This window comes from Phyllobacterium trifolii, from assembly GCF_014192095.1.
GTDB classification, from domain to species: Bacteria; Pseudomonadota; Alphaproteobacteria; order Rhizobiales; family Rhizobiaceae; genus Phyllobacterium; species Phyllobacterium trifolii.
This window is the reverse complement of sequence record NZ_JACHXN010000022.1, coordinates 67,808-94,170: the sequence shown is the minus strand read 5'-3', so window position 1 is coordinate 94,170 and position 26,363 is coordinate 67,808. Positions and strand designations below refer to the sequence as shown.

At 57.0% G+C, this 26,363-nt stretch carries 26 protein-coding genes; 13 read left to right on the top strand and 13 right to left on the bottom strand.

The genetic code is table 11. The features are described 5' to 3' along the window. Positions 1–389: 389 nt before the first annotated feature. Together FHS21_RS24925 and FHS21_RS24920 are read left to right on the top strand one after the other, a co-directional pair. Positions 390–1,349, top strand: a complete 960-nt coding sequence (locus FHS21_RS24925) for a hypothetical protein (protein ID WP_183664631.1) — start codon at positions 390–392, stop codon at positions 1,347–1,349. Continuing rightward, complete coding sequence (locus FHS21_RS24920; protein WP_183664629.1) at positions 1,346–1,807, top strand: DUF6998 domain-containing protein; 462 nt, start codon at positions 1,346–1,348, stop codon at positions 1,805–1,807. The genes FHS21_RS24925 and FHS21_RS24920 overlap by 4 nt, the downstream gene beginning before the upstream one ends. A gap of 262 nt (positions 1,808–2,069) precedes the next feature. On the opposite strand, the gene FHS21_RS24915 is transcribed toward FHS21_RS24920, so the two are convergent. The 6 genes from FHS21_RS24915 to FHS21_RS24890 form a co-directional block, all read right to left on the bottom strand. Further along, positions 2,070–3,380: a hypothetical protein gene (locus FHS21_RS24915; RefSeq protein ID WP_183664627.1), complete on the bottom strand. Its 1,311-nt coding sequence runs from the start codon at positions 3,378–3,380 to the stop codon at positions 2,070–2,072. Then, the gene (locus tag FHS21_RS24910; RefSeq protein WP_183664625.1) at positions 3,377–4,003 is read right to left on the bottom strand and encodes a ParB N-terminal domain-containing protein; all 627 of its coding nucleotides are present in this window, start codon (positions 4,001–4,003) and stop codon (positions 3,377–3,379) included. The genes FHS21_RS24915 and FHS21_RS24910 overlap by 4 nt, the downstream gene beginning before the upstream one ends. 119 nt (positions 4,004–4,122) lie before the next feature. Then, positions 4,123–4,752, bottom strand: coding sequence for a hypothetical protein (locus tag FHS21_RS24905; protein WP_210283618.1), 630 nt, complete (start codon positions 4,750–4,752; stop codon positions 4,123–4,125). 53 nt (positions 4,753–4,805) lie between these two features. Beyond that, entirely contained in the window at positions 4,806–5,195 is a 390-nt protein-coding gene (locus FHS21_RS24900; RefSeq protein WP_183664621.1) for a hypothetical protein, read from the bottom strand. A 218-nt stretch (positions 5,196–5,413) separates the two neighbouring features. Further along, entirely contained in the window at positions 5,414–5,656 is a 243-nt protein-coding gene (locus FHS21_RS24895) for a hypothetical protein (RefSeq protein ID WP_183664619.1), read from the bottom strand. Between the two features lie 252 nt (positions 5,657–5,908). Then, complete coding sequence (locus FHS21_RS24890; RefSeq protein ID WP_183664617.1) at positions 5,909–7,183, bottom strand: tyrosine-type recombinase/integrase; 1,275 nt, start codon at positions 7,181–7,183, stop codon at positions 5,909–5,911. A 178-nt stretch (positions 7,184–7,361) separates the two neighbouring features. On the opposite strand from FHS21_RS24890, the gene FHS21_RS24885 reads away from it, so the two are divergent. From FHS21_RS24885 to FHS21_RS24860, 6 genes are all read left to right on the top strand, one after another. Next, on the top strand, positions 7,362–8,213 hold the full coding sequence (locus FHS21_RS24885; protein ID WP_112528393.1) for an RNA methyltransferase: 852 nt from the start codon (positions 7,362–7,364) through the stop codon (positions 8,211–8,213). Beyond that, positions 8,206–9,009 carry a glutamate racemase gene (murI, locus tag FHS21_RS24880; protein ID WP_112528391.1) on the top strand — a complete coding sequence of 268 codons (804 nt, stop codon included), beginning with the start codon at positions 8,206–8,208 and terminating at the stop codon, positions 9,007–9,009. Before FHS21_RS24885 ends, murI begins: the two co-directional genes overlap by 8 nt. A 124-nt stretch (positions 9,010–9,133) precedes the next feature. Then, positions 9,134–12,382: a S10 family serine carboxypeptidase-like protein gene (locus tag FHS21_RS24875; protein ID WP_183664615.1), complete on the top strand. Its 3,249-nt coding sequence runs from the start codon at positions 9,134–9,136 to the stop codon at positions 12,380–12,382. Positions 12,383–12,392: 10 nt separating this feature from the next. Beyond that, positions 12,393–12,794, top strand: coding sequence for an EF-hand domain-containing protein (locus tag FHS21_RS24870; protein ID WP_112528387.1), 402 nt, complete (start codon positions 12,393–12,395; stop codon positions 12,792–12,794). A 508-nt stretch (positions 12,795–13,302) separates the two neighbouring features. Then, positions 13,303–15,390, top strand: coding sequence for a S10 family serine carboxypeptidase-like protein (locus FHS21_RS24865; RefSeq protein ID WP_183664613.1), 2,088 nt, complete (start codon positions 13,303–13,305; stop codon positions 15,388–15,390). Between the two features lie 50 nt (positions 15,391–15,440). Next, positions 15,441–16,664 carry a hypothetical protein gene (locus tag FHS21_RS24860; RefSeq protein WP_183664611.1) on the top strand — a complete coding sequence of 408 codons (1,224 nt, stop codon included), beginning with the start codon at positions 15,441–15,443 and terminating at the stop codon, positions 16,662–16,664. Here FHS21_RS24860 and FHS21_RS24855 read toward each other — a convergent pair. Both FHS21_RS24855 and FHS21_RS24850 read right to left on the bottom strand, forming a co-directional pair. Further along, positions 16,661–17,725 (bottom strand): LLM class flavin-dependent oxidoreductase, encoded by a 1,065-nt coding sequence (locus tag FHS21_RS24855; RefSeq protein ID WP_112528817.1) that lies wholly within the window; start codon positions 17,723–17,725, stop codon positions 16,661–16,663. The two genes, FHS21_RS24860 and FHS21_RS24855, sit on opposite strands and share 4 nt — an antisense overlap. A gap of 260 nt (positions 17,726–17,985) precedes the next feature. Further along, positions 17,986–18,627 carry an NAD(P)-dependent oxidoreductase gene (locus FHS21_RS24850; protein WP_183664609.1) on the bottom strand — a complete coding sequence of 214 codons (642 nt, stop codon included), beginning with the start codon at positions 18,625–18,627 and terminating at the stop codon, positions 17,986–17,988. Positions 18,628–18,894: 267 nt separating this feature from the next. Between FHS21_RS24850 and FHS21_RS24845 the strand changes: the two genes are divergently transcribed. Continuing rightward, the gene (locus tag FHS21_RS24845) at positions 18,895–19,311 is read left to right on the top strand and encodes a winged helix-turn-helix transcriptional regulator (RefSeq protein ID WP_112528381.1); all 417 of its coding nucleotides are present in this window, start codon (positions 18,895–18,897) and stop codon (positions 19,309–19,311) included. Positions 19,312–19,527: 216 nt separating this feature from the next. After that, positions 19,528–19,719 (top strand): DUF3008 family protein, encoded by a 192-nt coding sequence (locus tag FHS21_RS24840; RefSeq protein ID WP_112528379.1) that lies wholly within the window; start codon positions 19,528–19,530, stop codon positions 19,717–19,719. A 24-nt stretch (positions 19,720–19,743) separates the two neighbouring features. Here the strand turns inward: FHS21_RS24840 and FHS21_RS24835 are convergent, their stop codons facing one another. After that, complete coding sequence (locus tag FHS21_RS24835) at positions 19,744–20,751, bottom strand: extensin-like domain-containing protein (protein WP_183664606.1); 1,008 nt, start codon at positions 20,749–20,751, stop codon at positions 19,744–19,746. Between the two features lie 347 nt (positions 20,752–21,098). Here FHS21_RS24835 and rpsD point away from each other — a divergent pair, with 347 nt between their 5' ends. From rpsD to ttcA, 3 genes are all read left to right on the top strand, one after another. Next, a complete protein-coding gene (rpsD, locus tag FHS21_RS24830; RefSeq protein WP_112528375.1) occupies positions 21,099–21,716 on the top strand; it encodes a 30S ribosomal protein S4 in 618 nt (205 codons plus the stop codon). A gap of 74 nt (positions 21,717–21,790) precedes the next feature. Beyond that, positions 21,791–22,720, top strand: a complete 930-nt coding sequence (locus FHS21_RS24825; RefSeq protein WP_112528373.1) for a glutaminase — start codon at positions 21,791–21,793, stop codon at positions 22,718–22,720. 223 nt (positions 22,721–22,943) lie between these two features. Then, complete coding sequence (gene ttcA, locus FHS21_RS24820; RefSeq protein ID WP_112528371.1) at positions 22,944–23,786, top strand: tRNA 2-thiocytidine(32) synthetase TtcA; 843 nt, start codon at positions 22,944–22,946, stop codon at positions 23,784–23,786. Between the two features lie 21 nt (positions 23,787–23,807). Here the strand turns inward: ttcA and FHS21_RS24815 are convergent, their stop codons facing one another. The 4 genes from FHS21_RS24815 to FHS21_RS24800 form a co-directional block, all read right to left on the bottom strand. After that, entirely contained in the window at positions 23,808–24,059 is a 252-nt protein-coding gene (locus FHS21_RS24815; protein WP_112528369.1) for a hypothetical protein, read from the bottom strand. Between the two features lie 86 nt (positions 24,060–24,145). Next, complete coding sequence (locus FHS21_RS24810; RefSeq protein ID WP_112528813.1) at positions 24,146–25,351, bottom strand: multidrug effflux MFS transporter; 1,206 nt, start codon at positions 25,349–25,351, stop codon at positions 24,146–24,148. Between the two features lie 157 nt (positions 25,352–25,508). Beyond that, complete coding sequence (gene grxD, locus FHS21_RS24805; protein ID WP_112528367.1) at positions 25,509–25,841, bottom strand: Grx4 family monothiol glutaredoxin; 333 nt, start codon at positions 25,839–25,841, stop codon at positions 25,509–25,511. Positions 25,842–26,120: 279 nt separating this feature from the next. Beyond that, positions 26,121–26,354, bottom strand: a complete 234-nt coding sequence (locus tag FHS21_RS24800; RefSeq protein ID WP_099998651.1) for a BolA/IbaG family iron-sulfur metabolism protein — start codon at positions 26,352–26,354, stop codon at positions 26,121–26,123. Positions 26,355–26,363 lie beyond the last annotated feature (9 nt).

Here is a 26,363-nt window from a genome sequence, read left to right as displayed (position 1 = left end):
CTGCTCGTCGCTGAAACGGGATCGCTTCATTTTCTGTCTCCTGGTGTGGAGAACAGACTAACCTCAAATCGAGGACATTCCAGGGGAGCAGGTCAGAGCATCTGCTGGTGTCGGACAAATCCGATGCAGGGCACTGATGTCATGATCGAGCCGTCACCAAGCAAAAGCGAGCGCATCATTTCGTCGCCTTCATGCACTACCAAGCAACTGGCCCGATCCGGTCTTCGTTAATTAGAATGAAGGGTTGGATCAAGACCATCCCGCGTTCCATTGATAACTTCTGAGCTTTGGGTAGCTGTCCACGGAAATGTGCACGTGCTATAGAGCCAGAAGTCTAGCGGAAACGAATGCTGTGTGATTGCCACCACTAGCTTAGAATGAGGGTTTTGGTGGTGGGTAAAGATGTCGTCCTAAAGCTAGCATTGGCATTGCAATACGCTCACCACGCGAACTTCGCCGGAACGCCTCGACAAGCCATCGCAGACGGATACTCAGCGATCGATGCTGCTCTGTCCGCTCTTCTTGCCCATGACAAAATTGATCCGCCTCGGATCCACAAGCACAAGCTCGATCAGGTGCGGAAAGCCTATCCCAACATGCTTGCGCCGAAAGTGACGCGGCGAGGGAACAGCGCATCCTATAGTCCGGGCGGCGATTGGACGAGTATCGAGTCTTATTATCGGCAATGGCTAGAGTCACGCTATTCTCGCTTTGACCTTCCTCCCGCGCAGGCATCAAGTCGCGTTGTAGAAACACATCAGTTCGTCAACGCAGCCATGCGCGTCATTGCTCGAAAGATGAAAATCAGCGCTCCAAAGCTGAACGAGCGTGCTTTTGAACAAGCCTTTGGCGTTAAGCATTCGGAACTAGGTCTTGCGGTGGGAATGATGCATGACCGGCTCTTTTCAGACGCAGAGCAGATGGGAGAAATACACGGTTCGAAGCTGGGAACCAAGCTTGCGAGTACGACGAACTATTGCGAATTGGACATCATCACCGGCGACGCGCTGACACAGGCTATCATCGGGGAAGACGAAGAAATCGCTATGGAAGGCGCACGCGTGTATGCTGAGTTCAACAAACTTGCCGAGAAGATCATCGAGAAGCGATTGAAGAAAATTCTTGGCAATCGCGAAGACGAGGCATCGGACCGGGAAGCCCTAAACTTGTCGCCGAACTTCATGCTTAGCATGAAGGCGCGATACCATGGCGCGACAGTGAAGGAGATGGGCGACCGTTGGGGGCGTGCGTTTGCCACCGGACTTGGGGCAACCTTTGCTAAACCCCGGCGCTATCGCAAGAAGAAGCAAGCTCCGGTCACGAGCCAAGACGCCCAGAGGGACACATGATCATCTTACCTGACCCAATTAAAGCCCTCTACGCGGCACACATTGCCATGTGCAAGCATTTTGCCCACACCGGGCTGACCTTCACCCTTGATGGCAAGCTAGTTGGCGACATTGGCGAAGCTGTGGTGGCTGAAGCCTTCGGCATCACCTTGTGCCGACAGCGAACGCCCGGCGTTGACGGGCACGCGGTAGACGGACGGTCGGTGCAGATCAAGGCAACGGGTCTTGCAAAAGCCGGTCCAGCCTTCACTCCCGGTGAAGGCATTGCTGATCATTTGATATTTGTCCGGATCGATTTCGCCGCCGGGAACGCGACCGTACTCTACAACGGACCGGAAGCACCGGTTCGCCGACTACTGCCTGCCATATGGTCTGGAACGAAAGTGGTCCGTTTGGCGCAGGTGCTTATAACGGACGCCACGGTGAGCAATGAACGACGTCTGCTTCGCGTGCGGTGAGCGGGGGGTCGTTGGGTGACACCAAACGTCTGGCTATTGGTTGGCGCAAAGTCGCCGCAAAGTAGTTGGCTGGCTCCAGGTCGAAAAGGGTGTTTTCTATTTTTCTAGAAAACTCACGCGCAAGCGCGTCGCCGGTCGGCTGGAAACTTTGGGACTTCGATCAGGCCCCCCATGGGTTCGAAAGCGCCCCGATGTTCTCCAGGGAACACCGCTGATATGGCCGCTTGGAACAACTGGCGCGAGCGGTCGCCGCGCCGCGCGTTCATTTGCCCTTCCATCGGTTGTAGTGGTCCCCCTGTTCGATCACGCTGCGTTTGCTGTCAAAAAGCGGCGCGGGGTCCGGGTCGGTCGGGCGTGGCTTCGGAAAGTCGTCCGGGTCATATTCCGGCACCGCATCGTCCAGAGCGCCACTGATTTCAGGCAGCAACTCTTCGAGCGATTCTTCAATCGGCGTGACGACGTCCATGTAGGCGGTGCGGGCCGCATCCGCTTGTGCCTGATATCTGTCAAGGTCATAACGTGACAGCACATGATGTTCGGCGTCGCTGATGGCTGCATCGAAATCGGCCTCGGCAGCACGTATCCGCCTTGCCAATGTCGGATCGAGATAGCGTCCCACTTCGCGCGTGACGATTTCCGCCATGACGCCGGGATGCAGCGATTCCAGCGCGTCAAGTTCTGTTGCGCCCTCGCCGAAGCGCTCCTCGAACTTCGGTCCGCGCCTGTCCGTTTCCTTGATCGGCGTGCGCGGAAGCTGGTACTCGACGCATTGTTCCGGCAATAGCAGGATCGGCTGCAAGGTTACATCGAGATGATCCGCTTCGAGTTCCTGTATCCAGAACTGGATTTTGCGCGCCAAGCCAACGGGCATGCCTCGGCCAGATGGATCGAAGTCGCTGATATAAAGGATTCGCGTCGGTCGCCCGTCGCTGATGATACGCTCGACCGCCTGCCGCGCCAGTGTCTCCGAGGTGTCGCCCATGCCGATGACGAGATTGAAGCCAAGTTTGCTGGCAAGCGGGACGAGGATGTCGTTCTGCGTCGACTTCTCCACCCACACCTCAACCAGAAAATCCTGCCGCGCCGTGAAGCCGCTGGCGAAGGCGTACGGCTTGGCGATTTCCATCCTTGGAATGGCCAGCCCTGCATGACCATCGGTAACGTAGCAGTCCGGGTCCGGCATGTTGTCCGAGTCATCGGCGTAAATGATCGGCGGGTCGTTTCTGCGGTCGGCTAGTGCGCCAAAGGGCAGCATTTTCAGATAGCGCGCCGACAGTGAAGCTTTGCCGAAATACTTCCAGTTCGTTAGCGTGTTTGTGTATGGCTGTCCGTCCGGTCGGATGATGGGCAACGGCTGCGAAATGAGCACGTAATGCATGCGCCGCAGATGCGCCCCGTGCCGGAACCCGAATTGCTCCCAGATGCCCATGAACCATTCTGCAGCTTGACGCCGGTCTGCCCGGCCCGCATAGAACGGGTCGTTGGACGGCGACAGGGCAACGAGGTCAGTCACCTTGCAGCCGACCTCCTTGGCGAGCGCCAGCAGCGACTGATAGTCCATCCGCTCCGTCATAGCGCCACCTGCCACCCCCGCCGTTCGCACTCGGCAAGCAAGGCTTCGTCACTCAACCCGGCGAGCAGTTTCCCGGTGATGGTCGCCGTGGCAGGAGCTTCCTTCAGGATCGGAGCCTTCACGGCCATTTCGTGTTCTTTGCCGTTGCGCGTGAATGTCCGCATCTGCGGAATTTCCGCAGACGTTATGTCCTTGCGGATTTTGGCGACCGTCTTGCCATCCACAGCGCATCGCTTGCCAATCTCGCGATCCGACCATCTCGTCCACTCAGGGTCGCGCAGCATCGCAAGCACCGAGCGCTTTCGGTCGGCAGCGGTACGCCGCATACCGTGATTGGCATTCGCGCCAACCGCCAGCAGAATTGCGTCCCGCTTGCCGCCTTCGCGTATCTCCGCGCTGATGGTTGCAAGTCCCAACTTCATATTCGCCTCGATCCGATGGAAACCATCGCCGGGCCAATAGTGCGTTCCATCCGAGAAGACGATAATCGGTGGGAATTGCGCACCGTTGCTCATTGCCTCGGCGTATTCGGCGACAATCCCGACATCGATTCCAGCTTCCCGCATCTGCAACTCTGGATCGATCTGGAGAAGCGATATTTCGATGTTGCGCACGCTTTCCATTGCGTGTGTCCTCCCTCGATTGATGCATTGCCTCTTCAAAAAAATTGGTGGGCGCATAAGCAAAAAATGCGCGCCTTCGAAGCGCTGGCATTTTTTGCACTGATATGTGGAAAGGGTGCTTAAGGCGGCTTGGCTGCGCGCAGTGGTAACTGTCCCAAATTATTAATAGTGCTCCCGACGTATGGTGTGGCGGTTTTGTTGATTTTGTTGGATTTGGAGTCGGCGATTTTCTGCTCCACGCCCCATACGTCTGGCGCGGCTCCACGCCATGCGTCTGGAGCGACGATTTTTTTTGCCTCGCGCTTGGCCGCCTGTTCTTTCGCTTTTTCTGTGCGCTTTTTCCGGTAGCTGGCGGCGCGCTTCTGCCACGCTTCGACGAGCGCCAGATCGCATTTCTTGAAATCGTCCGTGGGCTTCAAACCGTCGCTCGTCGGGTAGAAGGTCACGGTATAAGTACTGACGAGGGCTGTCCCATGGCCCTTGCCTTTGGCGACCTTGATCAATCCCTTGAAATCAAGCTCGTCAATGGCCTCAACGATGCGGTTGTGCGTGACATACTCGTCGCGGAGATCGCGGTGGGTGACAATGAGATTGCCGTTTTGCTTGCGGAACATCAGCGTGTGTTCGAGGACCAGCCGATGCAGTATCTTGGCAGCGTTTCCGGAGAGCGAACGGTAGGCCAAGCTCTGCGCTACCTCGTGCGGGAACTGGTAATACCCGCCGTTGATGCGGCCATTGTCGAGCAGCATGCGCTCGGTCTTGGTGCCGGGGCGGCGGCGTTCCTTGTCTCGGACATGAGCGCTCATGGCATTGCCACCTTGCGAACCTTGGCAGCGAGATCGCGCAGGAACTCGGTTTGTTTTTCGGATGGCGGTCTATCGTATCCAGCGACATTGCACAGGAAATCGTGCTGCCGCTTGGTTAGAAAGCCAGCGGGTGCCTTCGCAAGACACCACATAGCCATGAGCCGCCAGTCCATGCCGGTGAAGTCGGGAGCATCGCTGGTGGCCTTGTGTGGCCCGCTCTGCGGCGAAAAAAGCTGGTCGCCCAGCCAGTGGAGATCATACCCGGCTTTGTGCAGGGTTTTGACGAGCGCACGCGCGGCGCTTAAGGCTTCACCGTCGTGATCCGAGCCGAGCAGCAACAAAAGCTGCCGAAGGCGGTCGAAAGGTGGGGTTGCATGCGCAGTCATCGAAACGGAGCCTTTTTACTGGCCCGGTTTCTTGCGCTCGAAGGGTCTAATAGGGTAATGTCCGGTGGATTGGCTAAAATCCTCGTCCCCCTATCAGACCAGCTCCGGCACGCCACCGGGCTGGTTTGTTTTATGTGAGGCGGATCGTTTGACCCGCCCCACGAGTCTCCCCGCTTTGAAATGCTTTCCTGAATTAAACGGTCGATGTGGTCTCCTTGTCAGCCTGCACGGGCGGTACCTTTCGGCGGACGTCCGCGCCTTGGCGCTCCGGGACGCTGCCGGGCGATCACCTTTTTCTTGTAGGTTTCCGCCGCGCCGCGCGTCCAACGCGGGGTGTTTGGGGTGGGGTAGACGGGCGGCGGGAAATCCGGGTCGGTGTCTTGCAGAACGTAGGTCTGGCTGACAGAGACAGCGAGTTCGGCAGCAAACGTCTTGCGTCTAAGAAAATCCAGCGGGTTCATTGGCGTTCACCTTCTTTCAATGCCGTATAAAAAACCCAAATAAAAGTTAAACTGGCAAGTATTTTTTTTCTGCCGTTTCTTTGTGCAATGCCCGTTTGCCAAGCAAATTTAAGTATAGCTTTAACCTCGGTACGATTTCGGCGTGTTTCGTTCGGGTCCAATCTAGCCGCCGCACAGTCTTTGTAAGTGGCGTTTTAAGGTCGTTCTCAAAAAGCGAACAATGCCTGCAAAAAAAATTCGTTTTGTGAATAATCAAACTTCCCACAAATGGGGAATTTTTTTCGCCCGCTTCATCATCGCCGTCACGTTTTGCTTGCCGGTGGCGTAGTTCGCCCATGCGTCCAAAACCGCGCGCCTCTTGGCAACGGCGATGCTGCGCCTGTAACTTTGCTCGACTTGCCCGCCAATTTGGTGATCGAGGCACTCCTCGACGGTCTCGCGGGCGAACCGTGTTTCGTTGGAACAAAAATCCTTGAAGGTCGAGCGAAAACCATGCGGCACCGCGATTTTGCCCGATACAACCTTACTGAGCGCGTCGCGCATGTCATTTTCCTCAAGGGCCGGAAACACCCGGCTCTCGCCTGTGACGCGCTCCTGCGCCGCCAGTATGGCCAATGCCGGTTTCGACAGCGGAACGATATGGTCGCGGGCGGCGGTCTTGGTGCGTTTGGCCGGAATGCGCCAAAGGCCCTTGTCCAGATCGAACTCGGACCACTCTGCCAGTCTGGTCTCGCCGGAACGAACGGCGGTGAGGATGGTCAGCAACAGCGGCGGCAACGCCGGGTCGCTGGTTATGTCCAGCCCGGCGATGAAGGCCGGGAGATCGGCATAGGGCATGGCCGGATGGTGGCCACGTTGCAGCTTCGGGCGCTTCGGTAAGAGGTGATCGAGATTGCCGCGCCAACTTGCCGGATTGTCGCCTGAGCGATAGCCCTTGGCCTTGGCCCAATCCAGCGTCCGCTCCACCCGGCCTTTCAACTGCTTCGCAGTCTCCGCCTTCTCCAGCCACAGCGGTTTCAATATGCCGAGCACATCCTCGACGCCAATGGCGTTCACCGGCATGTCGGCAATGGCGGCAGCGTGGCCGAGGCTGGTCTCCCAGCCGCCCACGGTCTTCTTGTTGCGGAACGTCGGCTTGAGGCTGTCGAGCAAGGCGTTGAAGCATTTGCGGAACGTCATGCTGGCGTTGCGCTTCTCGGCCATCGGGTCTTGGCCCGCGCCAATCTGTTCGTGGATGGCAATCGCTTTTTTCCTTGCCATGGCAATGCTGGTCATCCCGGCCTTGCCCGCGCCGGTCCATGAGCCGAGGCCCAGCTCGCTCTGCTTCCTGCCGCGTTGCCACATGAACACCCACGACTTGCCGCCGCTCGGCATCACCCGCAAATACAGGCACGGCGTCGTCCCTTCGGGGTAGCGCCCCGGTTTGCTAAGTTCGTTGATAGCGGTCTTGGTGAGCGGCGTGATGGTTTTGCGGGTTCTGGGCATCGGCTTTCCTTGGCGCGTTCCTAGTTTGGCTTTGGAAAACATTAGACGCCTATGAGGATATAGTGAAGTCGAGCATTGATTTTGTTAGCTTTTCCATGCCATTGGAGAACATAGAACAGTTTTCCGCTCCCTCATGGTGAGCTTGTCGAACCACGCACAGCAGCATTGCCCATCAAAAAAACGCGAGCTATGACGGCGCAACGTTAGCGAAGGATTAAAAATGGCCGGTACAGACAGACAGCGCACCCTTATCGCCGAAGGCCCGGCGATCATTCTGGTGGAACCGCAACTGCCGGAAAACATCGGCATGGTGGCGCGGGCCATGGCAAATTTCGGTCTGGCGGAGCTGCGCCTGGTCAAGCCTCGCGAGGAATTCCCCAACAACAAGGCGCGCTCTGCGGCGAGCCGCGCCGACCATATCATCGATGCGGCACAGGTCTTTGACGACCTGCCATCGGCGATCAAGGATTTGCATTTCGTCTATGCGACGACGGCGCGCGAGCGCGACGCCTTCAAGCAGGTTCGCGGCCCTGTCGAGGCGGGCCAGGTCCTGCGCCAGCGTTTCAACAATGGTGAGAAGACCGGCATTCTTTTCGGGCGCGAACGCTTCGGCCTCAATAATGACGAAGTCAGCCTTGCGGATGAGCTCGTGACCTTTCCGGTCAATCCGGCGTTCTCGTCGCTGAATATTGCACAGGCGGTTTTGCTGATGTCCTATGAGTGGATGAAGTCAGGTCTGGAGAAGCATACCGACACGGCTTTTCGTGGTCCCGAACTCGAGCCCGCGCCAAAGGAACAGTTGCAGGGCTTTTTCAACCACCTCGAAGATGCCTTGCAGGCGCGCGGCTATTTCCGGCCGATGGCGCGCAAGGAAATCATGGTCAACAATCTGCGCGGCGTGCTCACAAGGGCGGGCTTTTCCGATTCCGAATTGAAACTCCTGCGCGGCGTCCTTGTGTCGCTCGATTATTTCAGTCCGAAGACGCCGCGCGGCTCCGGTGCACCGGAAGGGCGCAAGCGCGAGAAACCACCAGCGAAGAAAATCAGCGGGGATAAGCCGAGCGATGAGTGAAGAAACTGCGGACCGGCCGATTATCGTTTTCGACAGCGGGATTGGCGGCCTGACCGTTTTGCGCGAGGCGAGGGTGTTGATGCCGGACCGGCGGTTCGTCTATATCGCCGACGATGCCGGTTTTCCCTACGGCGAATGGGAGGAGGGCGCCCTGTGCTCCCGCATCGTCGACATGTTCGCGGGCCTCATCGCCGAGCACAACCCGGAGATTGCGATCATCGCCTGCAACACCGCCTCGACGCTGGTGCTCGATGATCTTCGCAAGGCCTATCCGGCTGTACCCTTCGTCGGTACCGTTCCCGCGATCAAGCCGGCCGCCGAGCGCACCTCGTCGGGCTTCGTCAGCGTGCTGGCGACGCCGGGCACCGTCAAGCGCGCCTATACCCGGGATCTCATCCAGTCTTTCGCCACGAAGTGCCATGTGCGCCTTGTCGGCAGCCAGAACCTGGCTGCCATGGCCGAAGCCCATATTCGCGGCGATCACATCGATGACGAAGCCATCCGGGCAGAAATCGCACCATGTTTTTATGAAAATGGCGGCGATCGCACCGATATCGTCGTCCTTGCCTGTACGCATTATCCCTTTCTCGCCAATGTTTTCCGGCGCCTTGCACCCTGGCCGGTGGACTGGCTTGACCCAGCCGAGGCGATCGCCCGCCGTGCACTGTCCTTGCTCAAGCCTAACGGCACGGGTGCTGAGCCCGAACATGGTGACGACATCGCCATCTTCACCTCAGGCAATCCGGATTTCTCGACACGACGACTTATGCAGGGCTTCGGGCTTGCAACAGTGTGACTGCCTAATAATGGGTCATGCAGACCGAGCGATAAAAAAATAGACAAATTGCGACTATCGTCGAATTGACCCCACAACCTGCCGCCGCCAAAAGTTGCTTTTTGAGTTTTTTCAGAGAGCACTTATGAATTTTCGCTATTTATTGCTTGCGGCCATCCTGGGCCTTTCCGCCTGTAATGGCTCGGACTCTTCCACGAACAAAAAAGAAGCGGACAGCACCTTTTCCGATCTGGCCGATGCAAAGGCTGAATTGGAGAAGGTGAATGCGCAAAAAGAGGCCGGAGAAAGGGACAAGATCGTTCTTGCCGGCGAGATCGCGGCTCTGGAAGCCAGGCAGGAAGAGCTGAGGTCAGCGATTGGGAGTGCCGCAGCTGAACTTAACCGGCTGCAGGGCGAGGACGGCAAGGGCGGCGAGATCGCCACGCAGAAAGCATATCTTGCGGATCTGATCAGCCAAGCCGACCGCAAGGTAGCCGACATTGAAACGGCAAAGCAGACATTGGTGCAGCTGGGTAGCATTGCAGACAAGAGCAGCGCGATTGGTCTGGCGAAGTCAAGTTACGACAAGCTGGTTGAAGACACCGAGACAAAAACCGAGGAGCTCAACAAGGCAACTGAATTGCTCGAGAAGCTACAAGGCAACGACGGCAAAGGCGGCTCCATCAAGGAGGCAAGAGATAGGTTGATCGCCCTGGAGGGCGAGGACGGCAAGGGTGGCAGCATCAAGATTGCGACCGATTCGCTTGCCGATCTCAACGCGAAACTTGCCATCCTCAATGGCAAGGGTGAAGGCTCAATCTTTGAGGCGCAGGAAAAGCTGAAAGAGCTTAAGGGCGACGGCACTACAGGGAATCCGGGCGCAATCGCCCTTGCCCAGAACGAGCTTGAGGAGAGGCGCACGGCGCTACTTGATCTGACGGGCGACGGCACAGACAAAAATCCCGGTGAGATTGCCAAGGCGACCAAAGAGCTTGTTGATCTCGTAGGTGAGGATGGCAAGGGCGGCAAGGTTGCTGATGCACGCAAGACGCTCGCAGATGTTGACGGGCAGATCGCGACAGCTCGCGAAACACTGAAATCAGCGCAAGAAGCGCTGGAAACGCTGCAGGGAAAGGACGGCAAGGGCGGGGACATTGCGGCGGCGCGCAAGACCCTCGACACTCTCTCTGCCGACATCAAGACCGCGCAGGACGAACTGGCAGCGGCGCAGGAGGCCTGGAAAAAGCTTGCGGGCGATGACGGCAAGGGCGGCGAGATTGCACTTGAGCAGAAGAAGCTCGCCGATTTGATCGAGCAGGCCGCAAACAAAGCCGAAGATATCAGGAAAGCAGGCCTTGAACTCGAACGGATCAAGGTGGACGGAAAGGCCACAACGGACAAGGCGACGCTGGACGCCGCCCGCATACTCTCGCAAGCCGCGTTCGATGCGGGGCGTTTCGATGACGCCGGGACCTTTCTGACCGCTGCCGGACTCAATGACGAAGCCATCGAGTTGTACAAGAAGGCCGGAAAAAATGAAAAGGCTGGCGACCTTCTGGCTGCCGCCGGAAAGTCCGAAGAGGCCATCGAGCAGTACAAAAAGGCTGGCTCGGTCGACAAGGCGGCCGCGCTCCTGACTGCTGCTGGCAAGCTCGAAGACGCCTACAAGCTCTATGCGCCGGAGGACAAATCGGTTGATGACTCCAATCCCTATGGAGAGGATGCAAACGGTTCAGTAGCATTTGACAAGGTCGACGAGACGCCTTCGGTCAAGCGTCATTCGATGCAGCTAGGTGGCAAGACGGTATGGTTTACTGCCAAGGCCGGCCATCTCATCGCCTATGGCCAGAAGGACAAGAACAATCCTGATGCCAAGCGGGATCCGCAAGCTGCAGTCTTCTATATGAGCTATACCCGCGATGATCTGCCAAAGGAGAATCGCCCCGTAACCTTCTTCTTCAATGGCGGACCGGGCGAATCCTCCATCTGGCTGCATCTCGGCGCCTGGGCGCCGTGGCGGCTAAAGGTCGATCAACCCAATGTTCCGGCTGATGCCAAGTCTGGCCCTCCCAAGAGCTATCCCTTCGTGGGCAATCCGGAAACGCTGCTCGACAAATCGGATCTCGTCTTTGTCGATCCTATCGGGTCCGGTTATTCGCAAGCCATCTCCTCGGATGTTAAGAAACACATCAACAAGGATTTTTGGGGCGTCGATGCCGATGCCAAAATCATGCGCGATTTCATCACCCGCTATAGCAATACGAACAAGCGCCAGACCTCGCCAAAATACCTCTTTGGTGAATCCTATGGCGGCGGCATTCGCGTGCCCGTTCTGACCAAAATGCTGATCGACGCCGGCACGGAAGGTTTTGAGGGCGAAAAGGCCGGAAAGACCTGGATCGCCCTGACAGGCTCTGTCCTATATGCCCCGGTCGTGAACTATGCATCAAATTGCCGGGCCGGCGACAAGTCTGCTTCCTGTGCCGGCTTCCTGCCGACATATATCCTGACAAACGCCTATTTTAAGGAGTTGTCCAAACCCGGCATCCGGACGATGGCGGAACGTGCAGCCGAGGCGCGCACATTTACAAGAACGAAACACATTCCCGCGATCGAGAAGTTTCGCAGTTCGGGTTGGGACGCGTTCAAAAAGACGACCGATGGCAAGGCATATCTGTCTGAAATTGCAGGCATGACCGGCGTTTCGGCAGTAGACATACCGGGTCGCTTTCCAATGTTGCCATCGGATTATTACGATAATTACTGGGCCGAAAATCCCAATATGGGCATAGGCCGAGTGGAGCCAGACCGCTCGGGCGATCTCGGTTTCATGAACTTTCTGAAACCGGGTCAGAGTTACAATGCCTATGACACGCGCATGCTTGTACAAGGAGCAGTTGGCTACGATTTTGAATATTCCGAAGACAATGCGTTCAAAGCGGAAATAGCAAAGTTCCTGTCCAATTATCTGAATTACAGCAACAAGACGCGTCATTATGTTGCTTCGGCAGAACTGACAAGTTCAAACTGGTCTTGGGATTGGTCGACAAACCGGGCTGGTGTGACCAAGATAAAGTCAAGCTCCCTTTCCGATCTTACCCTTGCCATCAATTATGCGCCAGAGATCAAGTTGATGACGCTCCATGGTTATTTCGACGGCGTCACACCGTTCTTTCAGACGGAACTTGATTTCGATCTTCCAGTGAAAGTGAACGGCGCGGACATGAAACTCTCGGATCGTATTCCAACGCATGTCTTTGAGGGTGGTCACATGGTGTATTTCGTCGAAAAGGAGCGCCCGGCTTTGAAGAAAGCCATGGACGATTTTTACGACGCGCCGCCCTATACACCGCCAGCGACAGTTCCCGCACAAAAATCAGCGGCCCTGCAGTGAGATGATTGTAATGAAAACATTGTTTCAAGTTGTTGTTGCTTTAGCGTTATTCGATACGTCGATGGCTGTCGCGATGCCACTCTCCAGCATCGGACCGATGGCTACCGGGGCCATTCTTCAAGTCAAAGACAGGATCGGCGCCCCGCCGATCGATCCGAACCTGCCGCCCGTGACCGGTGATTCAATCAATGCTGAGGTCAACGCTGAACTTGCGGCGCGCTTTGCCGAGGCGGCGGGAACTTCCTCCGGCTTGCTGACGCAGCAGCAGGCGAAGAATGCAAGCTGGGGCTATGTGGCCGATCATTTTGCGGCGATCGACCGGGATCATGACGGCTACATAACGTTCGGCGATGTTCTGGATTTCATGCATGGCGGATCGGCCAAACCGGAGAGTGTTCAAATCGTGGAATGAAGACCTCTCAGGGGCGGTCGCTGCTGCCTCTGCCTTCGCTGCGCCTTGCGCATATTCGCGGCGACTATATCGGCGACGGAGCCATTAGGACAGAAATCACGCTGCTTCTATGAGAAAGACGGCGACCGCACCGATATCGTCGTCGTTGCCTGCACGCATTATTCCCTTCCCGCCATATCTTGCGGCGCCTAGCGCCCTGGCTGGTCGACGGGCTCGATCCGGCAAGTCGGCTCATGCAGAGTTTCATCCGGCACATCAACTAGACCTTGAGTTGCAGCCAATATTCGTCTCTCCAGGCAAACAGAGCGACGTACGACTTTCGCTTAATAGCGGCACATCTCATAGTTGTGTACAGTCTGCGTCGTAAACCATACCGTGTATACCTTGACAATGCCGCCTGTGGCCCCTTTTCACGAAGGTTGCTCCAAGATTGCCCTTTCACATCGTCTCTTGTTGTCCAGTTACCGTAATCCATTGATTAGTAAATATTTTTGATTTGGAGGTTGTGATGAAATACTGGATTGTGCTCGTTTCTGCATCGCTTTTGCTGGCTGCCTGCGATGGTGATTCTGGCAACACCAACGCCGATAGTACGTTTGTGACGCCTGAGGCCGATCCACAGATCAATGCTCCGGGAAGTCCAGGGACAGCTTCGATCACTACCGTTGCTCTTGTCCCACCCGAGGACCACGTGCTGGAAGACAAGAACGTCTATAGCGCCGCAGCAGATGCGAGCCTTCCGCTTGCAACTGTCGACGAGACGCCCGCTGTCAAGAACCACCAGATCATGATCAATGGCAAGCTGGTCAGATACACTGCCGCCGCCGGTCACCTCATTGCCTATGCGCGAAAGGTTCCAGAGCATCCGGCGGGGAACGTAGCGCAGGCCTCCATATTCTATATGGCATACACGAGGGAGGATCTGCCGAAGGAAAATCGCCCGGTGACGTTCTTCTGGAACGGTGGTCCAGGATATTCCTCCGCCTTTCTGCATCTGGGCTCGTGGGCGCCGAAGCGACTCAAGACAGGTGCTTCCGATGTTGCCCAGGAACGTCTGAAGAGTGGCGCGAAAGCCTTTTCGTGGGTCGACAATGCCGAAACGCTGTTGGACAAGACCGATCTCGTTTTTGTCGATCCACCCGGAACGGGGTTGTCGCAGGCCATTGCGCCCTACAGGAACAGTGACTTCTGGGGCATGGAGGCCGATGCGCAGGTAAATCAGGACTTTGTCGTGCGCTTCGTCAATCGTTACCTTCGCCAGAGCTCGCCGAAATATCTCTATGGCGAATCCTATGATGGCATCCGCCTGCCGATCGTCGCCAATCTGCTCGTCGCTGCGGGAAGCGGCAATTTCGCCCCTGACAAAACCGGCAGGAAGCCTGTCGCTCTATCAGGGCTCGTGCTGGGTTCGCCGGTTCTCAACCTCGGTACGAATTGCCAGACCGCGGATATCAGCTGCGCGGGATATTTGCCATCCTACGCCATGGCGGCTGACTACCACGGAATGAGCACCAGGCGCGGGACAGCGACTGCCCTGGAGTACATTGAAACGTTACGAACTTTTGTCACCGAAAAGTACAATCCTGCACGGAAAATCTGGTACACGCCGATGCTTACCAGGGCCAAGGCCGCCTATGCCGAGGCCAATCGCCAGTACGACAGGCTGACCGGTATCTGGCAGAATCCTGCCAGTGCCCGTGAGTGGGTGCTCAATGTCGACACGAAGCAGAATGCCAGCAGCAACGCTACCGAACTTGCAAATCTGCTTGTTGCCACCCCTGCGGAGCGGGGTCGTTTCGTCGAAGCATTCATGGCCGATCCCTTTGACACGCTCAAGCAATTTGTCGCGAACGCAAAACAGGAGATCGAGAGAGCCTTGACGCCGGCGTGGTGGGACTATGCGCAGACGCCGGCCGGTTTGAGCTTCTTCAAGGATATGACCAGCATCACCGGGCTCGATGCCGATTGGCTGTATGAATTTGAAGTGTCTCCGGTTCAATTCCCGAACAAGCTTGTCCCGGGCTCGAATCTCGGTTTCTTTGACGCTCGGGCGAACATCTCCAATTTAGGCAGCCCTGCAGCTGCGCTCTATACCGGTGCAGGGTTTGCGGATGCAATCAATACTGCCCTGCCTGAGATGTTCAATTATCATAACGCTTCGCTCTATATGCTGCGCGATGACAGCATACGCGGCAGTTGGAAATTCGAGCGCGAGCACAAGCTGCAGCCCTTCAGAACTGGACTTCCGGACCTGGTCGCGACTTTGAAGAACGACCCGGGGGTAAGGACGCTTGCCCTGCACGGTTACTATGACCTGCTGACGCCCTTTCACCAGACCGAACTTGATCTCGCCGGCGCCGGCTTGGCAGGCAACGTCCCGGTCGCGCTCTACGAAGGCGGGCACATGTTCTTCGATGATGACAAGGCACGCACTCAGGCAAAAAAAGACGCTCGATGCGTTCTACGATGGCCGGCCCGTGGACGCTGCCAAGCCGCCGGCCGTATTACACTAGTGGTGCGATTAGATCGTGGAGTAAGGGCACTAACGCTGTCGTTGCCGCGTCGGCCTCTGCTACCAATGTCGGGCTGGAGCTAGCCTGAGAAATATACTGTAATGCGCCCTTTAGCTCATATTCAGAGATTTTTGTGGCCATTATTCTCGGGCTGGTTCTGTCCAGCAAAGCAAAGTCGTCGAAGCGTAGTCTGAAGGCGAAGGAGCTTGCAGCCAGGTTTTGCTTGATCGCGCGTCAGGAACCCGTTCTGGGACCTCTTGCGGTCATTGGAGCGGAAGGTGACGACGGCAAGACTGAATCGACGGTCTCGGTACTGCCCATTGATGAGAATGTGCATTTTTACCAGCACGGACGGAACGTGAAAGTCTCTGCCGCGACCAATGCGACTGGGCCGGGATATCACGACTATCTCGTCGGGCTTCTGGACCAGCTCATTGCCAGCGAAAATCTGGTCGCAACTGAGGAGGAAGGGTGGCTGGACGAGACCGAGTACTGGACGCATCGCGATTATGCTTTGCTGCAAACGCATATGAGCATCTATTTCAACATGGTTTCCAAGGTTGTCGTCGCGCGAAGCAGAGCCGAGGGGCATGGGCCTCTATCTCTTTCCTTGAAGCCCTCCGAAATCCTTGACGATTTCAAGGATGGAATAATGACGGTGCGGGGCCCGCGCGATGCGGCTTTCTTCGGAATTACCGGAGAAGCTGCCAACTTCTTTCCGTGGTGGGACTTTGCCTTGCCGCCAGCCGCCGCGCTAGGATTGGCTGAAGCTATGTTGTGGCTGGAATTCCCCTGGCGTGCGCCAATCGATCGCTACGAGGCTGCTCTTGTTCATACGGTTTCCGAGCTTGTCAAAATTGCGCAAGAGGAGCCCCGACTGAATTCCGATACCCGATTGAATGTTGCCGCGTTCCACGCGGCGAGTACATCGATGGAATGGCCTCACCCCACTGGCATGGGCTATCTTCGCTATTCCCGGATGGTCAATATCAACGACAATTGGTGGATCAAACTGCCGGGCTACTTTGCTAGCGTGTGGGACGAACATTTCAAGCAGGATGTGTTCAAGTGCTTTGGCTGTGTCGTCATCGCAGACATAGGTCTTACGGAGAAAAAGGATCGCAGCGTGATTGGAGGTTTTGAGGGTGAACTCGACGTATCTGTTGTGAAGGACGACCTCAATTTCTACGGCATATTCCGTGACAAGGAATATGCCGCTGGCAAGATGGGCAAGTGGCTGGATGGTTGCGCAGTAGCCAAGGATGAGGTGGCCGTGATTGCCATCATGTTCGATGATCTGAGCTTGCAGCAATGGGCCACGGATACGTTCCTTACCATTCGCACCCGTAAAAGCTAGGCCGGCGCTGCCGCCTCCGTCTTCGCCACTCCGCTCAGCTCCTTCCGGATCACCGGCGCGACCTTCGTGCCATAAAGCTCGATGGCCTTCAGCGTGTTCGCGTGCGGCAGGCTGCCGAGATCGATCTGCAGCATGAAACGGTCGTGCTGGAAATAGCTGTGCTGCAGCATGATCTTGTCGATGATCTCCTGCGCAGAGCCGACCAGCAGCGCGCCGCGCGGCGTACGTCCCGCTTCGTATTGGGCGCGATTGCTCGGTGGCCAGCCACGCTCGCGGCCGATCTTGTTCATCACCACCTCGTAGGACGGCCAGTATTGGTCAGACGCGGCTTGCGAATTCTCTGCGATATAGCCATGCGAATTGATGCTGACTTTCAGCGTTTCCGGGGCATGACCCGCCTTGGCGCCCGACTTGCGATAAAGGTCCACCAGCGGCGCAAAACGATGCGGTTCGCCGCCGATGATCGCCACTGCGAGCGGCAGGCCGAGCGTTCCGGCACGGACCACCGATGCCGGTGTGCCGCCGACGGCGATCCAGACGGGCAGGGGATCCTGCAGCGGACGCGGGTAAACGGCGAGATTGTCGATCGGCGTGCGAAAATTGCCACTCCATGTCACGCGTTCGCTGGCGCGCAGTTTCAGCAGCAGGTCGAGTTTTTCGGCAAACAGCTCGTCATAGTCGTTGAGGTCATAGCCGAACAACGGAAAGGATTCGATGAAAGAGCCACGTCCGGCCATGATTTCGGCGCGGCCGGAGGAGATCAGGTCGAGCGTCGCATATTCCTGGAACACACGGACCGGATCGTCGGAGCTCAGCACCGTTACTGCGCTGGTCAGCCGGATGTTCTTCGTCCGCGAGGCGCCGGCCGCCAATGCAATGGCCGGAGTCGAGATGACAAAATCAGGACGGTGGTGTTCGCCGATGCCAAACACATCAAGCCCGACCTCGTCGGCGAGCACCATCTCCTCGATGAGGTTCTGCATGCGCTGGTGCGCGCTTATGGCGACGCCCGTCGTAGGATCGGGGCTCATCCCTGCAAATGTATAGATGCCGAGTTCCATGGTCATACCTTGCGCTAAACTTTGCTGCATAGTTAAGCGCAGGATGACGCCATGGGAAGAACGCACGTTGCGGTTGCCAAGGCACAAAAAGGAAACTGGGTGGTTTGCGTTCGAGGCAACACGTTGCCGCCCTTACCCTCCCCCTTGTGGGGAGGGCAGGAGCGAAGCGACGGGGAGGGGTTTTCAAGCAAAAGAGAATACCCCTCCCTGCTGCTGCGCAGCCTCCCTCCCCACAAGGGGGAGGGTAAGAGGAGCTCACCTCAATAACCCACAGTAAAACGCTCCCTGCTATGCTTCGGCTTTTCTGCCTCGTCCACGATCGCCACCGCCAGATCGCTGGCGCTGATCGCGCTGTTGCCATCGGCGTCGAACACTGGATTGTCCTTGCCGAGCCGGTATTTGCCGGTGCGCGGTCCCGGTGCCAGATGGAATGGAGGCGATACGAAACTCCAGTCGAGCGCCGTCTCGTCGCGCAGGTCGTTCAGGGCTTGGCGCGCACCCAATGCGCCTTCCTTGTATTCAGCCGGAAAACCTTCGCCATCGACAAATTGCGTGCCATCTGGCGCATAAAGGCTGCCAGCGCCACCGATCACGATCAGCCGACTGATCCCCGCCTGCTTCGTTGCCGCGGTGATCGATTTGCTGGCTGCGATATGGACTGCCTTGATGTCCGGGTTGGTCCAGCCGGGATTATAGGCGGATACCACAATATCGTGACCCTTGAGCTTGGCGGCAAGATCGGAGGTGTTGGTTGCATCGGCTTCGACGGCTGTAACACCCTTCAGCTTTTCCACCTTGTCCGGGCTGCGCACCAGTGCTGTGACGCTATCGCCGCGCGCAACGGCTTCCTTCAAAATCTCGCTGCCAACAAAGCCGGTGGCGCCAATCAATGCAATTTTCATAATATGCTCCTTAGATGCAGGTACGCATCGTTTTCTGGTTACCAATAATAACTATGTATGCTAGAAGCAGGACTTGGAAAAGTACGCACTTTTTCCGTTTCAGGGCACATGGAAGTAACTGCCTGGAGCCATTCCAGGAAAAGTGGGAACCGGTTTTCCGTCCGGAATTGCGTCAAAACAAAAGGCTAGAGCCATTCCAGGAAAATTGGGGACCGGTTTTACCAATCGGAATTGCGAAGAGACGAAGACACAGAAAATGAGGCAGATATGAGTATTCATGCGAAGACCGAGGGCAAGACACCACTGCTTGAATCGATGCCGGCCATGCAATCGGATGGCACAGGCGGCTGCCCGATGCGCGAGGTGCTGGATATTGTCGGCGACTCCTGGAGCCTCTTGACGCTGATCAACCTGCAGTCCGGACCGCGCAGGTTCAACGTGCTCCGCCGCATGATAGAAGGCATTTCGCAGCGCATGCTTACGGTGACGCTGCGTTCGCTCGAGCGCGATGGTCTCGTCAGCCGTACGGTCAAGCCCACGTCGCCGCCGGAAGTGACCTACGCCTTGACCGATATCGGCCATTCGATTGCCGTGCCGGTGGGAGCGCTCGGCGAGTGGGCGGCTGCCAATCGCGATCACCTGCGCGCTGCGCGCAAGGCGTTTGATGAGGCGAAGGAAGAATAAGTGTGCGTGGTTCGACAAGCTCACCATGAGGGAGGTGGGTGCCTCTGAGGAAATCCGGCATGCTGAGTGTTCTAGGCTCCTTCCAATCAGCCCAACTCCCTCATGGTGAGCTTCATCCTGAGCCTGTCGAAGGGCGAACCACGCACCATAACTTTGGAACCCCCATCCGCCGGTTGCGTTTCTTCACCTGTGCAACATTTCTCAGGGAGAATGACAATGCCTGCAAAATCCCAGGCCCAGCAAAAGGCGGCTGGTGCGGCGCTTTCTGCAAAGCGCGGCCAGACCAAAAAGAGCGAGCTCAAGGGCGCGTCCAAAGGGATGTATGAATCGATGAGCGAAAAGCAGCTGGAGGAATTCGCAGAAACCGATCGCAAGAACCTTCCAAAGAAGAAGTCCACCAAACACTGATTCAAGTGCCTAAGGCGCGTATTCTCACTGGCAGATGCGCGCCTCACATTTTCTTCCATGACAGCCGAGATCGAGGTGCAGATTGCCCTGATGGGCGGCATCGCCATCCGGACCAATCACCGTCATGAAGCGGTCGCAACTCGCCTTGTGCAGCGCCCGCCAGAATGTCTGTTCCTCCGGCTTACCCTTCCAGCCTGAACCAAGTCCTGTTGTCTTGCCGTTCTTGAACTTGAAAGAGACGATATCGACTGCGTTGGCAAAGGCGTGTTCCGAAACGCGGCCCTTGTGCCCATTATTGACCTTGCGGCACTGGTAGTCGGAACCGGTGGTGATGCTCTCGATCTCGGCACCAAAATCCTTCTGCGCTTCCTTCTGTGCTTCAACCACCCAGTTCGCCAGTGTCCCCGCCATCGCGCAATTGGTGGTGATTGCCGCAGCGAGCTTCACAGTATTGTCCTTGCCGATTGCCGTAACCTTCAAAGGTGAACGCTCACCGCACATGCCCTCGGACAGGGGCGGTACCAACTCGCCAACAACCTCGCCATTCATGAGGGCAGGGCAGGCATTCTGATAGACCCGATCGGGCGAGATCGAAGGATCGGCCTTCTCGACACTTTCCTCATGATCGGGCTTGTCGCCTGCATCCTGCTTGGGCAGCGGGTTCGGGCCAAGTTGTTCGGCCGGCTTTGGCGGCTCCTTGGGGTTCTCGGCCGGTTGGGTCTCCGGGGCTGGCTTCTGCTCAGGAACGGGCGTCGTCTCAGGGTCTGCCTTCTGTATTTCGTCGGCGGGCTTCTCCGCGGGTTTGGGCGCTTCCGGCGCAGCTGCGCGAGGATTGTCCTGCGGCAATGGTGGAACGACCGGCAAGGGAACGGCTGGCGCGGCCGGCGGACGAACAACCTTCGCCCGGTGTCCGCGTCTGTGCCGCGCGTCCGCATTGTCGCTGGAACTGATAAGGACTGTGCTTGCAATAATGGCTGTGAGGGATAGAAGGACGAATGTCGAGCAACGCGATTGCCGCGAGAATAGGGTCATTACCGGCTCTACTCCTGTTGAGCGTCCAACCTAACGTTTCAAATGTGGCATCGGTTTCAATTTATATGATCCGCTGAAACATGCGGGTCTAGAAAACCGCCATTTGCAGGCCCTCAGCGCGTGAATAGCAACAGGCCTGGCTTGACATCATGAAACCTTCACACTAGAAGCCACCCCAGCGCAGGGCTTGAAAGAGCTCTGCGTTTCATTTGACGTGTCCCGTGAGTGATCTCGCAAAGCGTGCGTGGGTCATTCTGTCAGTCTTCGAAAACGGAAGGCAGAGGAGGGCGCGTTTCCTTGAACCCGGGTTCTAAACTCGAGGTTTGGTTTGTTTGAAAGGAAATGCGATGAGCAAGCGCGAATCGTCCAAGTATAAAATCGACCGCCGTCTTGGCGAAAACATCTGGGGCCGTCCGAAGTCCCCGGTCAACCGTCGTGAATATGGCCCCGGCCAGCACGGCCAGCGCCGCAAGAGCAAGCTCTCCGATTTCGGTGTGCAGCTGCGCGCAAAGCAGAAGCTCAAGGGCTTCTACGGCGACATTTCGGAAAAGCAGTTCCGCAAGACCTATGAAGAAGCCGCTCGCCGCAAGGGCGATACCGGTGAACAGCTGATCGGTCTGCTCGAGTCGCGTCTGGATGCGATCGTGTACCGCGCCAAGTTCGTTCCGACGATCTTCGCAGCGCGTCAGTTCGTCAACCACGGCCACGTCAACGTCAACGGCCGCCGCACCAACATCCAGTCCTATATCTGCAAGGCTGGCGATGTGATCGAAGTGCGCGAAAAGTCGAAGCAGCTCGTGATCGTTCTGGAAGCCGTTCAGCTGGCTGAACGCGATGTTCCTGAATATCTCGAAGTTGATCACAACAAGATGGTTGCCAAGTACAACCGCGTTCCGGCCTTCTCCGATGTGCCTTACGCTGTACAGATGGAACCGAACCTGGTTGTCGAATTCTATTCGCGTTAATCAGATTGAAGTTTTAGAAAGAGCCGCCGGAGAAATCCTGGCGGCTTTTTTGTTGTCCTAATCGGAGCCCAGAAATGGCTGATCTTCAGGATGTCGTCGACAGCGTCTATCACGATCTTTCAGGCAGGATCGGCGAGGGCAAGCTTGCCGACTATATTCCGGAGCTTGCAACCGTCGATCCGAAGCAGTTCGGCATTGCGCTGGTCACTGTGGACGGCCAGACCCATGTGGCAGGCGACGCCGAAACCGCCTTCTCGATCCAGAGCATCTCGAAGGTCTTCACGCTGACGCTTGCGCTCGGCAAGATCGGCGACGGTTTATGGAAGCGCGTCGGACGCGAACCGTCGGGCAATGCTTTCAACTCCATCGTCCAGCTCGAACAGGAGAAGGGCAAGCCGCGCAATCCCTTTATCAATGCCGGAGCGATCGCTGTCGCCGATGTGGTTCTGGCCGGCCATTTGCCCAAGGAGGCGATCGGCGAGATCGTGCAGTTCATCCGGCATCTCGCCGATGATGAAACCATCGCCATCGATCAAAACGTCGCCCGCTCGGAAACGCAGACCGGCTTTCGCAATGTGGCGCTCGCCAATTTCATGAAAGCCTTCCGCAATCTCGACCATCCGGTAGAACACGTGCTCGGCGTCTATTTCCATCACTGCGCCATCGCCATGTCGTGCCGCCAACTTGCGCACGCCGGGCTTTATCTCGCTTCGGCCGGGCGCAATCCGCTCAATGGCGGCAGCGTTGTTTCGGCAAGCCGCGCCCGCCGTATCAATGCGCTCATGCTGATGTGCGGCCACTATGACGGCTCGGGCGACTTCGCCTATCGCGTCGGCCTGCCGGGCAAGAGCGGTGTTGGTGGAGGTATCCTAGCCATTGCCCCTGGCAAGGCGTCCATCGCAGTCTGGTCACCGGGGCTGAACGAAGTGGGCAATTCGCAGCTTGGCTCGGCGGCACTGGAGTTACTGGCGCAACGCACTGGCTGGTCGGTGTTCGGGCAATAGAGTGTCCACCTCTCCGTCATCCTCGGGCTTGACCCGAGGACCCATAGCAACGTTGGCATCGCTTGCCGGGCTTGCTGTATCTCCAGGACGGTGTGGGTCCTCGGGTCAAGCCCGAGGATGACGGAAAGAGGCGTGGCGGCGATTAAAGCAAAAACTGAAAAGGTCTAGAACCTCTTGCGTTCTGACCACTACCTTGTCAATGAAAGCGCCATGAGGTGTTCACATGACCATTCATGACCAGGAATTGACCGACGCTGCCGGTTGCCACCCGATGTTTCTCGGCGTGCCATCCAGTGTGGAGTTCAACAAGCTGCGCAAAAGGCTGCTGCGCAACACGCGGCAGGCGCTCGAAGATTTCGCCATGGTCAAGCCGGGTGAGCGCTGGCTGATAGGGCTTTCCGGCGGCAAGGATTCCTACGGCCTGCTGGCGCTGCTGCTCGATTTGAAATGGCGCGGTTTGCTGCCGGTGGAACTCCTGGCCTGCAATCTCGATCAGGGCCAGCCAAATTTCCCCAAGCACATTCTGCCTGATTTTCTCAAGGCAAACGGCATCGAGCACCGCATCGAATACAAGGACACCTATTCGATCGTCACGGAGAAGGTGCCGGAAAACCAGACCTATTGTTCGCTCTGTTCCCGGCTTCGGCGTGGTCATCTTTATCGCGTGGCGCGGGAGGAGGGCTGCTCGGCGCTGGTGCTCGGCCACCACCGCGAGGATATCCTCGAAACGTTCCTGATGAACCTTTTCCATGGCGGGCGCCTCGCCGCGATGCCGCCGAAACTGCTCAATGACGAGGGTGATCTCATGTTGCTGCGGCCGTTGAGCTATTGCGCCGAGGATGATCTGGAGAAGTTTGCCACGGCGATGCAGTTCCCGATTATCCCTTGCGACCTGTGCGGTAGTCAGGATGGGCTGCAGCGCAACATGATGAAGGCGATGCTGGCGGACATCGAAAAGCGTATGCCGGGCCGCAAAGAGATCATGATCCGTGCGCTGGCAAACACACGCCCGAGCCACCTTTTGGATCGCAAGATCTTTGATTTCGCCGGGCTAGTGGCGGGTTAACGATCAGCGCTTTTTTCGCGATCAGGGGAATAGTTTTACGATCGCCGCGATGGCCGCAACCGTCGCCACGGATGTCCCGAAGAAAAATGCGCCCATCCGTACTGTAAGACGCAGCGTTAGTAGCTCCAGAGCAGTGTTCAGATCAGATTTGGTTACCAGTTCGGGCATGATGAAATCCCTTGCGGCTTCTGCTTGCGCCTTGGCATGGGCGGGACTAAATCCGCCCTGTTCCAAGCGTATCGCATAACCCAGAGTATCAAATGAAATTGTCATAGTCAGCCCTTCAAGATACTCGAATGTTAGGCGACAGATTGGACGTCAGCAATTCAACCAAAGTGGCACATGGGAATTGCGGAATACTAAATCGGCTTGTTGTGAGGCTGGAACAGCTTGCCTCGTTCAGCGATCAGCACAAACACCAGACCGATCAGCGACAGCACGAAAAACCCGGTGACCAGGGGCAGGGTCGTGCCGTTGTAAGCCTGGCCGATCACCGCGCCGATGAGGCCGCCACCGGCCGTACCCATGAAGCCGAGCACGGACGATGCCGTGCCGGCAACGTGCCCAAGCGGCTCCATCGCCAGCGAATTGAAGTTGGAGCCGATCCAGCCGAACTGGAACATCGCCAGCGAAAACAGCAGGAGATAGACCACGAATGGTGTCGGCTGCGGTCCGAAAAGCGTCAATAGCAGCCACACGCCATTGATCGCCATGAAGGCAAGCAGCGCTCCATGCGACAGGCGCCGCATCCCGAAGCGGCCAACGAAACGCGAGTTCATGAACGAAGAAAAAGACATGGTGATCGCAACGACGGAGAAGGCCAGCGGGAACCACACGCCGAGATGATAGATCTCGACATAGATCTGCTGTGCCGAATTAATGAAGCCGAACATCGCGCCGAAGATGAACGCACTCGCCAGCGCATAGCAAAATGCGACCCGGTTGGTCAGAACGATCTTGAATGCGCGGGCAACCGACACGATGGTAAATGGACGCCGATCGGTAGGGTCCATCGTCTCCGGCAGGCGCAGATACATCCAGATCGCGACCGACGTTGCCATCAGCGCCATGAAGATGAAGATCAGCCGCCAGTCACCGAACAGCATGACGACCTGACCAGTCCCGGGCGCGATGACCGGCACGATCATGAACACCATCATGATCAACGACATGGCCTCGGCCATCTGCCGGCCGCCATAGACGTCACGCACGATTGAAATGGCGATGACGCGGGTTGCAGCGGAGCCGATGCCCTGCAGTGCCCGGAAGAACAGAAGTGCGCCGAAGCTCGGGACAAAGACACACGCCATTGCCGAAGCGATATAAATGATCAGGCCGCAGAAAATCGGCACCTTGCGGCCAAAGCGATCCGATAGCGGGCCGAAGAACAGCTGCGCCACCGAGAAGCCGAGGAGATAAGCCGAAATCACATATTGCCGATGGTTTTCACTGCTGATGCCAAGCGCCGCGCCGATCTGCTGCAAAGCTGGCAGCATGACATCGATAGCCATGGAATTGACCGCCATCAACATCGCCATCAGGCCGATGAATTCGACTTTACCCATTCCCTGGAGGCGTGAGGGAGCGGTATCGGCGGAGGAATCCATTTCCAAGGTGCTTTCTGGATTTGAAAAACAAACAAAGACAAAGGCGTCGGAACGGCCGACGCCTTTAACATGAAGATTCCGGATGCGACCGGAACCAATTGGAATTAAAGCGTAATCAGGCGGCCTTGGTGGCAACGCCCTTTTCGCTGAGGAGAGCCTGCAATTCACCCGCCTGGAACATTTCGCGGATGATATCGCAACCGCCGACAAATTCACCCTTCACATAAAGCTGCGGGATGGTCGGCCAGTTGGAATAGTCCTTGATACCCTGGCGTAGTTCATTGGAAGAAAGAATGTTCACGCCTTTATAGTCGACACCGACATAATCAAGGATCTGAACAACCTGACCGGAAAATCCGCATTGCGGAAAGCCGGGGGTGCCCTTCATGAAAAGCACGACGTCGTTGCTTTTGACTTCATTGTCGATGAATTCGTTGATACCGCTCATTTAAGGTTCCTTTCGCGGCCGCGAGGGAGGAATCACGGCCAGAAAAACGCTTTGAGGCCAATCTACCTCAATTCTTTGCCCAGAAAAAGCACGATGGGCGCGTGAACGCAAGTAACTTGTCTGTAGTAGATGGTGCGTTGTGCGTGGTTCGACAAGTTCACCATGAGGGATGTTTGTGCACTATTCTTGGCTGCCCTCCACAACTTGGCTCCTGCAATCCGCCTACCTACCTCATGGTGAGCTTGTCGAACCACGCATCGTGGATTTTGCCAAGCGCCGTTATTCCGGCGCGCTGGTCTGCAAGGCGAGGGCGTGCAATACGCCGCCCATGTTGCCCTTCAGCGCATCATAGACCATCTGGTGCTGCTGAACGCGAGACTTGCCGCGAAAGCTCTCCGCGACGACTTCGGCGGCATAATGGTCGCCATCGCCCGCCAGATCGCGAATGGTTACTTTCGCGTCCGGAATGGCGTCTCGAATCATTTTTTCGATATCGCGCGCGTCCATTGCCATGTCGTTCTC